Source organism: Candidatus Palauibacter sp., from assembly GCF_965261555.1.
GTDB lineage: Bacteria > Gemmatimonadota > Gemmatimonadetes > Palauibacterales > Palauibacteraceae > Palauibacter.
The window spans coordinates 2,273,563-2,289,974 of record NZ_OZ253465.1 but is presented as its reverse complement, the minus strand read 5'-3'; the positions used below and the strand labels follow the sequence as shown (position 1 = coordinate 2,289,974).

10 protein-coding genes are annotated in these 16,412 nt (G+C 63.7%); 4 read left to right on the top strand and 6 right to left on the bottom strand.

All coding sequences use genetic code 11. The annotated features are described in order from the left end of the window. The first annotated feature begins 26 nt into the window (after window positions 1-26). Genes ACQY5G_RS09900 through ACQY5G_RS09885 form a run of 4 tightly spaced genes read left to right on the top strand, consistent with a single transcriptional unit; the run spans window position 27 to window position 7,312 of the window. On the top strand, window positions 27-902 hold the full coding sequence (locus ACQY5G_RS09900; protein ID WP_428273531.1) for a hypothetical protein: 876 nt from the start codon (window positions 27-29) through the stop codon (window positions 900-902). Window positions 903-922: 20 nt separating this feature from the next. Beyond that, the gene (locus ACQY5G_RS09895) at window positions 923-2,158 is read left to right on the top strand and encodes a DUF6361 family protein (protein WP_428273529.1); all 1,236 of its coding nucleotides are present in this window, start codon (window positions 923-925) and stop codon (window positions 2,156-2,158) included. Further along, a complete protein-coding gene (locus ACQY5G_RS09890; protein ID WP_428273528.1) occupies window positions 2,142-4,085 on the top strand; it encodes a phospholipase D family protein in 1,944 nt (647 codons plus the stop codon). The genes ACQY5G_RS09895 and ACQY5G_RS09890 overlap by 17 nt, the downstream gene beginning before the upstream one ends. Next, window positions 4,082-7,312, top strand: coding sequence for a helicase-related protein (locus ACQY5G_RS09885; protein ID WP_428273526.1), 3,231 nt, complete (start codon window positions 4,082-4,084; stop codon window positions 7,310-7,312). Before ACQY5G_RS09890 ends, ACQY5G_RS09885 begins: the two co-directional genes overlap by 4 nt. Before the next feature lie 125 nt (window positions 7,313-7,437). Here the strand turns inward: ACQY5G_RS09885 and ACQY5G_RS09880 are convergent, their stop codons facing one another. From ACQY5G_RS09880 to ACQY5G_RS09855, 6 genes are all read right to left on the bottom strand, one after another. Continuing rightward, window positions 7,438-7,797 carry a hypothetical protein gene (locus tag ACQY5G_RS09880; RefSeq protein WP_428273524.1) on the bottom strand — a complete coding sequence of 120 codons (360 nt, stop codon included), beginning with the start codon at window positions 7,795-7,797 and terminating at the stop codon, window positions 7,438-7,440. An 87-nt stretch (window positions 7,798-7,884) separates the two neighbouring features. Further along, window positions 7,885-8,175, bottom strand: coding sequence for a hypothetical protein (locus ACQY5G_RS09875; protein ID WP_428273522.1), 291 nt, complete (start codon window positions 8,173-8,175; stop codon window positions 7,885-7,887). Between the two features lie 286 nt (window positions 8,176-8,461). After that, entirely contained in the window at window positions 8,462-9,925 is a 1,464-nt protein-coding gene (locus ACQY5G_RS09870) for a DUF6884 domain-containing protein (protein ID WP_428273520.1), read from the bottom strand. A gap of 201 nt (window positions 9,926-10,126) precedes the next feature. After that, a complete protein-coding gene (locus ACQY5G_RS09865; RefSeq protein ID WP_428273518.1) occupies window positions 10,127-12,358 on the bottom strand; it encodes a DUF262 domain-containing protein in 2,232 nt (743 codons plus the stop codon). A gap of 181 nt (window positions 12,359-12,539) precedes the next feature. Further along, window positions 12,540-15,545, bottom strand: coding sequence for a type I restriction endonuclease subunit R (locus tag ACQY5G_RS09860; protein WP_428273516.1), 3,006 nt, complete (start codon window positions 15,543-15,545; stop codon window positions 12,540-12,542). 31 nt (window positions 15,546-15,576) lie between these two features. Then, window positions 15,577-16,281: a hypothetical protein gene (locus tag ACQY5G_RS09855; protein ID WP_428273514.1), complete on the bottom strand. Its 705-nt coding sequence runs from the start codon at window positions 16,279-16,281 to the stop codon at window positions 15,577-15,579. Window positions 16,282-16,412 lie beyond the last annotated feature (131 nt).

Below are 16,412 nucleotides of genomic sequence, written 5' to 3'. Positions count from 1 at the left end.
CAACTTCAACTCGATCGGAACTTGACATGACGACCGGTTACGGGGATGGGCGGGTCACGATTGGGCCCACGATGGTAGGCCACGTAGCTGTCACGAACGTCACGGCGGTGCCTGCGCTAAGTCCGAGAATCCGGTTCGGCCTTTCGTGGACGCTTGGACATCTCACTCGTTCCGGAGAGGGGGATCGGAAGGACCCATACCAGCTCATCGACTTCAACGGCGAGCTACTGATGGGGATTGACGACCGCTGCGTCGGTCAGCTCGTCCGTGACGGATCGAGGCACCCGCTCCACTCGTTCGATTATGTGGGTACTCAGGAAGGCTCCGTTGCTCTCGATCTGGGCAGGTCTCGGCTGGAACAACTCGAGCAGTCCCGGGCCGGCGGCGTTCTCGCTTTGAGGATGCGACTCTGGCCTCGCGTTGAGATTGGCGGAGTTACGACCGATGCTCGAGTCCAGGAACTTCGGATCCGGATCCCGCGGGACGATTGGCTGACAGCTGTAGGTGCACTGACCGGCGACCAGATTGACGTCTTGGAGATCCGCTACAGCCTCGTGCACGCCGGCCAATTCAAGACAAGCCTCGCTGAGTTGCGTCGCGCGCGAGACGCGGTGGACCGAGGCGATTGCGACAGGGCGGTTATCCTGGCCCGAAAGGCCGTCACCCTCATGGAGGAGTCTGTGGAGTCCGCGAGGGGGGAGGATATCAAGGCCGCTCTGACGGACATACTGGACAAGCGGCATGCGAATCTGTACGGAGGGATCGTCAAGCGCGCAAAGGACATGGGGAACATCACCGCGCACCGCGCCGAGGCTCGTGAGTACACCCGTGTCGAAGCCCTGTTCGCGATCCGTCTGGCGACCATCACGCTTGAGGTCGTTGCCGGGCTGCTGTCGAAATAGGGCACGCGATCGAACGGCACATGGCTTCTTCACTGACTTGGCTGGATTACTCGGAGCGTGACCGGCGTCGCGCGTTGGAGGTCATCGACCTGTTTCGGGAGACCGGGACGGTCGACGAGCTCGGGCTGGCGGGTGTTCGCAACAGCTATTCGGATCTGTTCTTCCCCGGCACCAGCACGATCCAGACCCGGGCGTGCTACTTCCTTCTCGTTCCGTGGACATTCCAGCGGCTTGAGCGCTTGGGGAAACGGTCAAACGAGGCGACCGTGTGGGCTCGGAACGAGGAGTTAGGGCTGAACCGCCTGCTTCGAGCGGGCGCCGACACCGCCGGCGTATTCGGGATCCAAGCAGGCGACGCGCTGAAGCGGCTGCCGAGCGAGGTATATTGGGGTGGTCTCAGGAGCTGGGGCATCGGGATGTTCCCGGGCCACAAATGGGCGTACTTCCGGTCGCTTGACGGCTTCTACCGTCGCCGCGACCAGTTCCGGAACACACCGCACGACCCGGAAGGGAGGAGCGCGCCGCCGGCGAACTGGCACCCCCACATCCCGGATCCTCCCCATGGTTTTCCGAAGGAGAACATCTCGGTGGCGCTCCGGTGGGAGGACGCCGATTACCTGCGCGACCGGATTCAGGCCCGACATCCCGAGAGCCTGCTGGCCCTGCTCGCGGGTCGGGCCAATGAAGTGGACCTCAATGCCAACCGGCCGTGGGAACTCATCCATCTCGCCGACTCGCCCGTTCTGCGAGACCAGCTTCTCGACGCACAGTTCTTCGCCGTCTGCATGCAGGGAGCGGCGCTTCTCTACAACCTCATGCTCTCCGAGTTGAGGCAGCGCGACGATTGGATAGAGAGGTATCGGAGCAAGTTGGAGGTTTGGGCCGACGACGTTGAGGCGCTCAGGCCGGCTCTGGAGAACTGGGAATTGGACGGCGTGTGGCGCGTCGTGACGGATCATGGACGATCGCCCAGCTACCCGACCCGGGACTTCGTCGAGAGTTGGGTCGAGCATCTGAAGGGAGACGGGCCCAGGGCCATCGTGGCGGATGACTCAAAATCACGCACCCTTGTGCGGGACCGGGAGACCTTGCGCAAAAGAGGTCGCGCGCGGCTCACCAACCCGCGGTATCTGGAACTCTGGGGAGGAGACTCCGGTTCCGGGCAGATGGCGTACCGATGGGGCTCTGCGAAGCGGATCCTCAAGGACATCTTCGACGGGCTGGCGCGAGGCGAGGGCGATGCTGGGAACGCGTGAGCGGACCCTCTTCCTCGACAGCCTGCGCCCGCCGGCGGGCTACCGGCTGCGGCGTGGCGTAGGGACGAGCTTCACGCTGGACTTGATGGCGCTGCTGACGGCGCCGCTCGCCTTCACCTTCTTCGACGCGCACGATGACGATGGCGCCCCCATCACCGACCCAGTGCTGCTGCTCGAGGCGCTCCGGCGGCACGCCGAGAAGATCACGCTCTTCTGCCAGGCGGGTGCGATCGGCGTGCCGAGGCCGGGCCAAGGGCTGCTGGCCTTCCTCGAACGCTCGGTCGTTGAAGTCCAGGCGCGGCACGAAGGAGGGATTTTCCACCCCAAGATCTGGGTGCTGGCCTTCGAGGCGGACGACAAGCCGGCGATCTACCGAGTGCTATGCCTGTCCCGCAACCTGACGTTCGCTCGCGCCTGGGACACCTGTCTCCGTCTCGAGGGGAAGATCACGGAGGGGCAAGGTGACTACGCGCGGAACGAACCGTTCGCGGAACTGCTTCTGGCCCTTCCGAGACTCAGCACTCGCCCCATCTCGCCGGAGTCACTGGAAGAACTCGAGCGGATGGCGAACGAAGTCAGAATGGTGAACTTCCACCTGCCTTGGCCCTTCACGGACTTCCGCGTCCACAACTTCGGGTTGGGTGAACGGCGCGAATGGCCCTTTCCGACGGGCGGTCGGAGCCTCGTCGTGTCACCGTTTCTTGTGGGATCGACCGTCCAGGACTTGAAGCGCAATCACGGGCTCGATGTGCTGATCTCGCGGCCGGAGGCCTTCGAGGACGTCGTCCGCGCCGGGGGACCCAAGGCCCTGCCAAAGACGTGTTACGTCCTCTCGAGCGGCGCGGATCTCGATTCGCGTGACGCGGAGAACGAGCGGGAGGAAGGATCGGAGGGATCGCTGTCCGACGAGGACGAGATTGAACTTGTGGGGCTCCACGCCAAGCTGTTCCTCTTCGAGCAGGGTTGGGATGCGCAGCTCTTCACCGGCTCGGCCAATGCGACCGGCGCGGCGTTCCGGCAGAACGTGGAGGTGCTGGTCGAACTCGTCGGCAAGAAGAGCAGGTGTGGGATCGACGTGCTCTTGGGACTCGAAGACGATCCAAAGCTCGCCACCATCCGGTCGATCCTGCAGGAGTACCGAGTTCCAGACACAATCGAACCAACCGACGACTCCAACGAGGAGTTGGAGAGGAGCGCGGACCGGTGGGCACGCAGGCTCGGCGCGGCGCGCCTGACGGCGACGGCGTGCGAGGTGGAGGACGGCGGGCGCTGGGACATGATGCTGTCGGGAGCACTCCCGGAGATCCCCGCCGGCACCGACGTCGTCGAGGTCAGGGTATGGCCAGCCACGCTCCCCGCAGAGGCGGCGCTACGTATCTCCGGCGCCGCAGACCAACGAAGAGAGCCGCTCGATGCAACCGAGCCCACGGACCGAGCCGAGCCTGCCGATCACCTCGTCACCTTCAAACGGCTGTCCTTCGAAGCGCTGACCGCTTTCTTCGCGTTCGAGGTGACGCTGGGAGACGGACAGCACACGGTGCGGAAGCGGTTCGCGGTCACGGCCGAACTGCTCGGCGCGCCGGAAGACCGGAAGGAGCGCCTGCTGCACTCGCTCCTGGAGGATCGAAGTCGCGTCCTCCAACTCCTGTTCCTCATCCTGAGAGGGGAAGGCGCCGATGTCTCGGGGTTCGTGGAGCCGGCACTCGGTGATGGGTCCGCTCAGTGGGGATCGTTCGGGGGTTGGGACCAGACGGCCCTGCTCGAAGCGCTCCTCCGGAGCCTGAGTCACGACCCGAGACGAATCGACGATGCCCGGCGGTTGATCGCCGATCTCGAGAGGACGCCGGAGGGGAGGAAGCTCCTGCCCGAGGACCTAAGCGAGATATGGGAACCGGTGTGGGCGGCGCGGAAGGCGCTCAAGTCATGAGCCCACGGAAAGCGGGTGAGCGGCCCGATACCGACGCCGTCCTCGAGGGCCTGAAGGGCTTCCAGCGCGACACCGTGGACTACGCCTTCGAGCGGCTCTACACGGCCCCCGACTCGACCCGCCGGTTCCTGGTGGCCGACGAGGTGGGTCTCGGGAAGACGCTGGTGGCGCGCGGGGTGATCGCGAAGGCGCTCGATCATCTCTGGGACGGACCCGACCGCGTCGAGCAAATCGACATCGTATACATCTGCTCCAACGCCCAGATCGCCCGACAGAACGTGCGCAGACTTCAGATCGGGAGCGGGAAGTTCGTCCGGGCCGCCCGGCTCGGGCTGCTGCCGCAGGCGATCCACAACCTGCAGGCGAACAGGGTCAACTACATCGCCCTCACGCCCGGAACTTCGTTCGACCTCAAGAGCAGCATGGGGATCAAGCAGGAGCGCGTTCTCCTCTATCATATGGTCCAGCGCGTGTGGCCAAGCACCCTGGCAGGCCCGATGAACCTGTTCCAGGGGTATGTGAAGAACACGGACTCCTTCCGGTGGTCACTCAGGAAGTTCAAGCGCTGGCACCGAATCGACCCGGGGATCGCGGACGCGTTCGCGCGCCGCCTTCGCGAGAGCGAAGATCTCCGAGAACGGTACGAGGACCTCTGCAAGCGATTCCGCCGGAGTCGGAAATGGGTCCCGTGGGCTGACCGATCAAGGCAGATCGCATTCGTCGGTCAACTGAGGTCGATGCTGGCCGAGGTCTGTGTGTCGGCGCTCGAGCCCGACCTCGTGATCCTGGATGAATTCCAGCGCTTCAAGAGCCTGCTCGTCGGAAAGGGCCCGACAGCGAAGTTGGCGAGACGGCTCTTCACCTACTCCGACGAAACCTCGGACGTTCGTCTACTTCTCCTCTCGGCGACGCCGTACCGGATGTACACCATGCACCACGAGAGCGCTGAGAACGACCATTATCGGGACTTCCTGACGACCATCGAGTTCCTCGATCCCAGGCTCGGGGAAACCGGCGAGCTGCGCCAACTTCTCGAAGAGTACCGGCAGACGATGTACCGGATCGAATCCGGGACAGATGCGCTCCGGCGGATCAAGGGAGACATCGAGACGCGACTCCGCAGGGTCATGTCGCGGACCGAACGGCTGCGGGCATCCACGGACGAGCACGGGATGCTGCGCGAAATCCCGAGCGCCGGACTGGAACTCACCGCGGGCGACGTAGAGGACTTCCTGGCGCTCGAGAAGATCGGCCGCGAAGTGAGGCAGCCGCAGGTCCTCGAATACTGGAAGTCGGCTCCGTACCTGCTGAGCTTCATGGACGACTACAAGCTCAAGACCGAGGTCATCGCGGGTCTGGACACGTCGTCCGAGAACGGCCTCGCGGAGCTGCTGACCAATAGCGGACGAGCGTTCCTTTCGTGGGAAGACGTTGAGGCGTACGCGAGACTCGACCCGGCCAACGCCCGTTTGCGAAGTCTCCTCGGTTGGATGGAGCGCGGCGAGGCGTGGAAGCTGCTCTGGCTTCCCGCTTCTCTTCCCTACTACGCGGAGTCGGGTCCCTGGAAGGCGGCGCGCGACGAGGGACTCTCCAAGCGTCTGATCTTCTCGACGTGGGCCGTGGTGCCTAAAGCGGTCGCGAGCGTGGTGAGCTACGACGTGGAGCGCCGGATCTTCCAGCGCTTCGACGACTCGATCCGCAACACACCGGAGGAGCGCAAGAAACGCCGTCCATTGCTTCGCTTCGCCTACTCGAACGAGCGGCTCACCGGGATGCCCGTGCTCGGGCTCCTCTACCCGAGTCCGAGCCTGGTGGAGTTGGGCGACCCCGTCCCGGTACCGGAAGGCGAGGCGACTCTGGCTGACGCGGTGGCCCGCGCCCAAGCGCGACTCGAACCGCTGCTGAGCAGACTCACGGAGCCGTACCTCAACGCCGAGCGCGAAGACGAGAACTGGTACTGGGCGGCCCCGATCCTTCTCGATCTCGACAGGTACGGCGAATCGACGGAGGAATGGTTCGGTCGGTGGGACCTTCCCCGGGTCTGGAACGGAGCGCAGGAGGATGAAGACGACGGCTCGCGGTGGGCGGATCACGTCAGGGAGGCGAACAAGCTCGTGGAAGCGGGGGTCGACGAGGCGGTTCGCGGGTCGCTGGATCTCGGACGACCACCCGAGGATCTCGCCGACGCTCTTGCCACGAGAGCCGTAGCCGGGCCCGCCACGAGCGCGCTCAGGGCGCTGACGCGTGCCTCGGGCCCGGAAACGGCGGCGGCCCGCGCGGCCCGCGACGCCGCGGCCCGGATCGCATGGAGCTTCCGGACGTTGTTCAACCTCCCGGAGGCGATGGCGCTCATTCGGGGCGAGCGGCCCGGGGACGATACTCCCTATTGGAGACAGGTCGTGGACTACTGCGCGGCGGGCAACCTGCAGGCCGTACTGGACGAGTACATCCACACGCTGCGGGACCTCGAAGGGCTCTTCGCCGCCGCGGACGAGGAGGCCTGGGAGAAGTTGGCCGCGGCTGTGACGGCGGCCCTTTCGCTCCGGACGGGGGCGCCGCGCGTGGACGAGATCCAGTCCGCCGACGACACCGTACGCATTGAACGGCGCCGGTTGCGGAACCACTTCGCCATGCGCTTCGGCGCCCAGGAGAGCGACGACGGCAAGACCGGGGCCCGCGAGGGGCAGGTGAGACAGGCGTTCAACTCGCCCTTCTGGCCGTTCGTCCTGGCGTCCACGTCCGTCGGACAGGAGGGGCTGGATTTCCACGCCTACTGCCACGCCGTCATGCACTGGAACCTGCCGTCGAACCCCGTCGACCTGGAGCAGCGCGAAGGCCGTGTTCACCGCTACAAGGGTCACGCCGTGCGCAAGAACGTGGCGGCGAGGCATCGGGCCGACATCCTCGCCGGCCATTCGAAGGATGTGTGGCACGCACTGTTCGAAGCCGCCCGGCGGCAGTCGGTGAACGGCGGCGGGCTCGTGCCCTACTGGCTCTTCCCGCTGGAAAACGGCGCGTACATCGAGCGCCACGTCCCGGCGCTTCCCTTGAGCCGCGACGCGTCGCAACTCGAAGCGCTCAAGCGGTCTCTCGCTGTCTACCGGATGGTGTTCGGGCAGCCGCGGCAGGACGACCTGATGACGTTCCTGCTTGAGCGCTGCAGTCCCGAGACGCTCAAGGAGATCGAGCCGTCTCTCCGGATCGATCTGTCCCCGAGCCGACAATAGCGGCAGAAGACCTGAGACATCGCTCCAACCCTACCCAGGCCCCAAGTGCCGCATCCGCTGTGAGCACCGGGATCATAATGCAACGGGGAAACAACGAACCATGCGTGGACGGGATACGGCCAGCGCTACCCGGGGTAGGACGGCAATTCGTCGAGCAACCGTGACACCGTCTCACGCGCGGCCAGCAGTGCCTGTTCGGCTTCGGTCCGTCCCGGAGCCCCCCGTCGTGCGTCCTTGAGCAGCCCATCCACCTCGGAGACCCTCACGCGGCACGCCTCCGCCATGCCGACCAGGATCTGGCGACGGCCATCGGCAGGCTTCCCGACAGCCTTCCATACCTCCAAGCCAGCCGCCGCGCCGTCCGCGAATTCGAGTAGCCCGCAAATGCCGTACGTGTCATCCTCGGCCGGCTCTCGCAAGTCATCGAGGAATGCTGACGTAAAGCGCTCGATGATCGCACGGCCCGTGTCCTCCGTTTTCCCCATGTTTCTTCGCCTTTATCGTCGTCGTCCTGTTTTGTTGGACGGTTAAGTTAGAGATTCGCGGGATACCGCTCCCGTAGCAGCTCCAGCTCAGCCGGAGGTGATCAGAGAGACGCAGTGCCAGAACCGGAAGTCGTACGGCCGGTTGTGGCGACCTTCCAGCTCGGCCACGACTCGCGCCTCCTCTCCGCGAAATTCGAGCAGACGGGCCGGAGCGTAGGCGGTGACCTTCTCCCTTCCATCTTCGGAGACGATCTCGATCTGCCCGTGGGGTTCGGTCCCGAGCGAGCCCAGCCGAGCGAGCTGCCCCTCGGACAGCGTGGCGCCGCCGGGTCGGTGCACCTCGGTGACGTAGCCGAACACGGTCTTCTGCCGACCCACCAGCGGATCCACCGTTCTCAGACGTGGAGGTCGGCGCCGCGATCTTCCACACGCGTGCACCGGCCATGGGTGACCCAATCGGTCGAAGTAGACGCGGCTTCCGTGGTCGCAAAAGAAGAAGAAAACGCTCTGCTTACAGGACGGGCACGACGTCCGGCGCGTCTCGCTGTTGCATATGTCGGGGCCGTGCACCGGTCCGCCCCATCCCCAGGTCACCCTCATAGCTACTCCCATGCCGGAGAAAACGTGGTCGAGGCAGCCCGGGATAGACGTTTGCCCGGGTCAATCAGCTGAAGCGAACGCAGTGGTCGCAGGCGCGACCGAGACGCACTTTCCGCTTCGCCTTCTCGCAATGTCCGCAACCGTGCTTCCCGAAGAACCAGAGCGCTGGATCGAGAGCCGCACACGTGCCCGCGATCCCGGGCGGTCCTCCGATGTCCGCCTCCGATACGGCCTCCATCCATGCCTGATGGATGACGGGTTTGGCCTTGCGAAGTCGCAGGCCGCGCGTCGCCGTAACTCCCAGGTTCTCGGTCACACGGCGTACCTGGACGTCGACAGCGACCGGGATGGTCTCGATACGGTCGATCACGGCTCGACCCGGATTCGCCATCATCCGGATCCACATCAGCCGAATCTTTGGGCCGCGTAGCAAGGGAAAACGAGCGAGGCCCTTGTCATCTCGGGTCTTGAGATCGCGCAGCAACTCCTGAGCATCGCCGCGACCGGTCTCGATCATCCGTTTCACGGGCGACTCGGGGCCATGGGCCAGACTGGTCGCGATCTGATGCCATGCGGTGGTGTCCGGGCCGTGCCGCCGGCTCACGGCCGCAGATCTGAGCACCTCCAGCAACGTGCCGACCTCGAGCCCCGCGACCTGCTTCGGATCGAATGTTGCGGGGCGCTCCCGGTAGAGCCTCATCGCGGCCCTCCAGAGCTGAGTGGCATCCCGCGCGCGGTCCATCGCCGAAACGAAGGTCAGGAAGAGACGCACGGCGCGATCATTCCCTCCGTGAGCGCGGATGTGCGCTGAGGTACGAACGCTGTACAGGCGCGACGAGTCCTGCTCTGTTTCGCGAGCCGCTTCGGACGACTGCAATTCATGCACGGCCTCCACCTCAGGCATGCCGAGCCAAGTCCGACCCTCCACCGACATGTCTCGCGAAGCCAACTCAAGCCGATCTCCGAAGAAGTCTTCGGCGATCAGCTGGGCGATCCGGCTTGCCCGTGAGGTTCCGGAAGACCGGCGGCGATCACCCTCTCGGTCACGACGATCTCCTCGGAGCGTTTCCCGATACCAAGCCTGCTGCCGACCGACTCCTGACACGCGCGCGAGGGGTCGGTGAACAACGGCGCCGGCGGCGCCCAGCCCTTCCTCGAGGCCGTACTGGACGTAGGCCGCGCCCGCGTGGATCTCGACCACCTTGTTTCTCAGGGACAGGAAGCAGCCCTTTAGCGCTTCGAGCACGCGACGCGACCATTCCCTCCGGCACTTCGCCCGAAGATCCTTCAGGGCCAGATCGTACGTATCGATGCGCTTCTCGGGATCGAGCAATCCGTGCTTCGCGCTGAGGATGTACCAAGGACAGCCCAAGCTCTCTGCGTAGGCCCGGCGGCAGCGCCAGAGGGGCGACTTGTACAGATCCTTGGCCGCACTGGTCGCTGCGTGTTTGGTCTTCACACACCCAACCAGCACGAGATCGGGTCGCTGGCCTGGTGTCGAAAGCTCCGATTCTTCTGTCCAGTTCATGATTCATCAGATGGGTTCCGCCTGCCCGCACCCGCAGCGCGCACGGATGCTCTCTCGGGCGCCTGAGGCGCCTGAAAGGAGAAGAACCGGAGACGATCAACCACAGAAATCAACCGTCCGTGTAAGCGGGACGGCTCCAGGTTTGACATGGGCTTGTGAGTAGCTCCTGCGTAAGGTGCTTTCGAATGCGTTCAAGGACGATCAGGTCGGTGCGATCGCGTGTGCGATCTCGCGAGCCCGTTCCGTGACCGACTGAAGCATCTCATAGAAATCCCCATCCGGTAACGAAATCACTTGTATTGCCTCCCCGCCACTCGTCGTCGTCCCGAAGTCCAGCACGAGTCCCTGGTGGTCGGCGCTGACGCCGAACCACGCACCGTACCATATGTCTTCTCTTCCGATCTTGAGATATCGACCGTAGCGGTCGCCACGTCGACGTCGATTCAACCCCTTGGTATTGAGCCAGTGCCCCTCGATGCCGGACTCCGTGACCGCATCCACCAATCGCTCGGCCGTTGCCGGCGCGATACCGGACACCACAGGGTGGTCTTCTCGTTCCAGCGGTGCGATGTTCAGCTCGCGCCCCAGAGCCTCCGCGTGAGGCCAGATCGCAATGACGTACTTTGCTAGTTGCTTACTGCGACGGTCGATCTCCTCCTCGTTCCAGACAATCCCTTCCACGTCGGCGAGCAGGCGGCGGTTCATTTCGAGGCTGTCTTTCTCGAGCAACTTGACCTTGTGATCCCAGGGTCGATTACCGAGCTTCGGGTTTATCGCTTCTGTTACGAGCGTCAAGTTACCGATGCGGTGGATGAGTCGATTCAGCCGAATCTTGTCCTCTTCACTGTTTCCGAACTTCAGATCCTGATGCCAGTGTCGTTCCCAGTCTTGGGGAGCTATATGCTCGACGGTTAACGACGGCTTGAGCGCGAACTCACTGGTAGTCAGCTTGTTTTCGCCATGCATGTGCTCCGCGATCCCGGCCAGCAAGAGTCGAAGACGCCCGCTTGAGATACCGCGGTACATGTCAGCCGTGAGAAGATGCAGAGACAGTTCGTCGTCAGCTGGCCATCGGTACCTTCCGGGCGACGCGCGAAGTTGCTCCATCAACACGGAGCACATTTGATCCGCAGGCGTGTCCCGGAGTACCTGTACAAGCCCGAACGCAACATCGTCAAAGCCCGAATAGTTGGCTTTGAGTGCGACGCGCCTCATCAGATAGCTGTCGACGATACGAAGTGCCTCGTCGAGCCGTTCGCCGTCCCCAAGCTTGGCTACTAACTCCATGAGTACGGGAACTAGCGAGCCCAACGCGAGAACGGTCCTCCGTCCCATGACCTTACGGGCGTATTCCGAGAATCCCGTTTGCTGGTCGATCCTCGTGTAGATGTCCGCATATTGCGCGAGGCGCTTGAGCATCGCCAAGAACTCAGTCTGACCGCGGCGGTAGCGATGTTCCCCGACATAGCGGAATTCACGATAGAGTCGACCTCGTTGAAGTGGCCGGATTTCGCGATCTCCGGACACCTTCCGCCGAAGCCTTGGAAGCTCTAACTGAGCGAAGTAGAACAGAAACACATCGATGCGCTTACCTGAAAAACGTGTACCTCGTACGGTCTCATTCCAATACGGTTCGGCATCGTACGGTTCGAGATGCTCCTGGTACGTTCGATCTCCGTCCCCATCGTCTTCTCGGATGGCAACAGCTACCGAGAGAATGTAATTCTTCGTCTTTTCCCATTCGGTCAACGGCTCACCGCGGGCGTTGAGCGCTTCAAAGATAGTATGACTGTTCTCAGTATCATCCAGGCGGATGTCGACAACCTGTAGGTGGTTAAGGATCGCTGTTGTGAGCGCTCCAGCATGGGTCTTGAGTTGATCTGGAGCGCATGCGTTCAACCATTCCCCAACGGCACTGAGAAAATACGCATAACAGTCATCTAGGCGGGACTCTCCCGTGTCGCCGAAGTTAGATGATAGAGCTGTGTCCATTATGGCTGCGAATCCCGCGTAATCACTGCTCTTGTGCTTGATCTTGTACTTGTCGCTGTCGACGCTCATATCCTTCGTTGCGTTGGCGAGGAGGTCGGATAGGATATCCGCGGACTGAGCTAGACCATGCTCGGTGAAGGCAGCGCGCGCTGCAGCAATGAGTATCTGGAGTGTCGTCAAACGTTGCTGACCATCGACGATCCACCAGCGATTGATGAAACCGACCGTACCGATCTCTTTCGTGATGATCGCGCCGAGAAAGTGAGGTTTTGTCGTCGTTTCGGCAGCGACCACTTGATGAGCGAGTTCCTTGACGTCGTCCCACAACGGTTCCCAATGGTCTCGCTGCGTCCAAACGTAGTTACGCTGATAGCTGGGTACGAGGTACTGCTTCCTCGGTGGGAAGGCTTGGTCACCTGTTGTGATTTGCGGTGGTCTCATGAGATGGGGTCTTCCTCTTCTTGGCGCTGGGGTTGGTGGTTTGATGGAGCGAGCATACTACGAAGCAAGTTTCCGTCGGTCCACATGCGGGTACGCCACGGTCGATCGTTGGCTCACGTCGAACGCGGTTCTCCGTTTGCGACGCCTGCATTCTGAAGGGCTCGCACGTAGCGGTTCGGCGCTAGGCCGTGGGCTCTGCTTGATACGCGAGCCGAAACACGGTATCGCCGAGCCAGCGTTTGAAGTCGGCGTTGTCTACGAATTGCTTGAAGAGTTCCGTGTCGTCCTTCATGATCGCGGTCATGACGCGCTGGAGGGCCTTGTCGTGTTCGATGCGGGTGTTCTCGCGATCCGAGTTTCGTCGGGCGTGCTGGAAGGCCTCGTCCTTCGCGACGCGGGCCGGGATCGTCTTGGTGATCATCTCGTGGACTCGGTCGTCGTCCTGCCAGTCGATGCTTCCGAACAGGTCGTTGAACTCGTCGAGGATCCGTGACAGGCGGTCGATCTCGGGATCCGGCCGGCCCCCTCCGTTGACCCCTGGCACAGGGTCGATCTCCGCGTCCTCGTCGGGCAGGATGATCTCCCGCATTGCCTGCTTCTCGACGCGGTAGCTGTCCATGTCGATCGTCTCGAGGATCCCCTTCGACAGGTCCTCCTCGACGGGGGCCGGCAGCTTCGGGATGAGGAAGTTCAGGAAGATCGAGCGCTCTTCCCAGCCCGGGTTGCTGTAGGAGAGGATCGAGGAGAGGAAGCCGTAGGTCCGCACGAAGCCGCGGGCCTTGCTCTTGAATGCGACCTGCTCGTCTTCGTCCAGCACCTCGCGGTAGGCATCGACGCACAGGTCGAGGATGGGGTCGAGCCGGTCGCGATCCGCTCCGTCCAGATACCCCTTTACGAACTCCGTGACCTGCTCAGGCGCGTACACTTCGGCGCCGTCCAGGTCCGCCTGCAGGTCGTGGAGCTTGTTGGGGTCGGTCTCGTCGGCGAGGATCGTCGCGCGGTAATAGTCGGCGAAGGCGTCGATGATCGTGTCCGCGTCGTTCAGGAAGTCGAGCACGAACACGTCGTGCTTCTTGGCGTGCGACCGGTTGAGCCGCGACAGGGTCTGGACGGCCTTGATCCCCGAGAGCGTCTTGTCGACGTACATCGTGTGGAGCAGCGGTTCGTCGTAGCCGGTCTGGAACTTGTCCGCGCAGATGAGGAAGCGGTACGGGTCCTCCTGGAATGTCTCGGCGATCTTGCTCGACGGGAATCCGTTCAGCGAGGCCTCGTTCACCTTCCCGTCGCCGTAGTCGTGGTCTCCCGAGAAGGCGACGATTGCCCGGTGGGGGCTCTTGCGCTCCTCCAGGTAGGCGCGGATGGCGTGGAAGTACTGGATCGCGCGCTCGATCCCGTTGGTGACGACCATCGCCCGCGCCCGGCCGTCGATCTTGCGCTGGGCCACCACCTGCTCGTGGAAGTGGTCGACCATGATCTCGGCCTTGAGGCGGATCGCGTGGTCGTGTCCCTCGACGTAGCGCCGGAGCTTCTTGCGGGCCCTCCGGACATCGAACTCCGGGTCGTCCTCCACGGTCTTGGCGAGCTTGTAGTAACTCGTGACCGGCGTGTAGTGCCGGAGCACGTCGAGGATGAAGCCCTCCTCGATCGCCTGCTTCATGCTGTAGGTGTGGAAGGCGCGGTGCCGGACGGTGCCGTCGGTCTGCTCGTCCGGCTCGCCGAACAGCTCGAGCGTCTTGTTCTTGGGCGTGGCGGTGAAGGCGAAATAGCTGGCGTTCGTGAGGAGCTTGCGGGACTCGATCAGGCGGTTGATCTGGTCCTCGTAGGTCTCCTCCTCCTGCGCTTCCCCCGCCTCGCCGAGCGCGCTCCCCATGGCGGCGCTGGTCTTCCCGCCCTGGCTCGAGTGTGCCTCGTCGATGATGATCGCGAAGGTGCGCTCGCGCTGCTCGTTTCCGATCTCGTCGAGGATGAAGGGGAACTTCTGGATCGTCGAGATGATGATCTTCTTGCCCTGCTCGATGAACTTGCGGAGATCGCCGGATCTCTCCGCGTGTCCCACGGTCGAACTCACCTGTGCATATTTTCTAATCGTGTCGCGGATCTGCCGGTCGAGGATTCGGCGGTCGGTGACGACGATGATCGAGTCGAAGACCGGGGCATCGTCCTTCTCGAGCCGGATCAGCTGGTGCGCCAGCCAGGCGATCGAGAGGCTCTTGCCGCTGCCCGCGGAGTGCTGGATCAGGTAGCGCCTCCCCGCCCCGCGTTCGCCCGCGTCGGCCAGCAGCCGGCGGACGACGTCGAGCTGATGATAGCGCGGCCAGATCTGAGTCTTCTTCTTCCTGCCCGTCTTCGCGTCCTTCGACTCCAGGACCTGGGCGTAGTTCTCCAGGATGTTCGTCACGCTCGCGCGGGCCAGCACCCGCCACCACAGGTAGTCCGTGGCGATCCCGTGCGGGTTGGACGGGTTGCCCGCGCCGTCGTTCCGGCCGCGGTTGAAGGGCAGGAACCACGACGCCTTCCCCTTGAGGTCGGTGCAGAAGTGGATCTCGTTCTCGTCGACCGCGAAGTGCGCCACGCAGCGACCGAACCGGAAGAGGGGCTCCTTCGGGCTGCGGTCTCGCTTGTACTGCCACATCGCATCGTTGACCGTCTGCTTCGTCAGACGGTTCTTGAGTTCGAACGTGAAGACGGGGAGGCCGTTGATGAAGAGCCCGATGTCCAGCGCCCGCCGGGTCTCGGCCCGGCTGTAGCGCAGCTGCCGCGTCACCGTGAACCGGTTGTGCTCGAAGCGCCACCTGGCCTTCACGTTCTCGGCCGAGGGCGTGCCGTAGAAGAGGTCGACGTCGTGACGCCCGTGCTTGATGCCGTTCCGGAGAACATCGATGGTGCCGCGCTTGTTGATCTCCCCCTGCAGGCGGGCGAGGAACTTCTGGCGGGCCGGGCCGTCTTCGCTGAGCCGGAGACCCGCCGCGGTTTCCGGTTGCGTGGCGAACAGGAACGTCAGGAGCTGGACGAGGTCGACGCAGTACTCGCGGTTGTAGTGGTGGTGGTTGCCTGGGGACCAGCCGACGCCGCCATAGCCGGTGGCGGGCTGGCCCACCGTGGGCCCCGACGGGGGATCGCACGGGTCGCCCGTCAGGGCCTCGCAGATGAGGCGCTCAAGGCCGCGTTCGGTGAAGTCCGTGGTCATCGGTGGATCAGTCGCCGAGAGGAATCAGACCTCATGCCGCGAGCCGACGCTCGAAACCCACTGCCGCCTGGATCTCGGCGTCCGTCAGCCCCCACCACGCGCGGACAGGCTCCAGGCGCTCGTCCTCCGCTACGAAGAGATCGTGGATGTTGATCGTCTTGACACCTCGGCCCGCTATCGAGGGCGCACCGAACGACACCATCGGATCCAGCACGACCGGCCGGTTCCGCCCGAGCGGATACCACCGGCTCGCCAGCCCCTCGGGGGACTCGAATTCAATCTGCCGCGCAAGTTCCCGAATAACCGGCGCGATCACCCACTGCCCGCCCGCCATGAGTTCGAGGATCGCCTCCCCTCGGCCCTTGTGGACTTCTTCCTGGAGTCGAAGAAAGATCGACCCGCCGTCCGTGAAGAACGTCTGCCTCGCAAAGTGGTTCGTGCCCAGAACCTGGCGAGCCTCGTCGAGTGCGCGGCGGACCTTCTGAAGCGACACGCCGTGATCGAGAAACCGCTTCACGAAGAGCAGGTCCACAAGATCCAGGAAGGACGCGTAGGCACTCTCGGTCCCACTTCCCTGCAGCACGGGCGGCTGGCCACGCACGGCGTCACCGTAGCTGTACTCGTACCCCCTTAGCCAGCGGCTTACCCTTCCCGCCGTGAGGCCCACCAGCCGGCCGGCCTCCGCCACCGCGTAGGAAGGTCGATCAAGCTGATCGTGGCCCGTCGATTCGGTCATTCGCAGAGTTCTTCGGTTGATCGTTGATCCCCCATGTCGCCATCTCCATCCGGCGGGCGCACCGCCAGCTCTCGCGGAGCAAGTTTGCCGGTGACGCCATCGGCGATCAAGCGGGGACGGGCGGGCGTGCC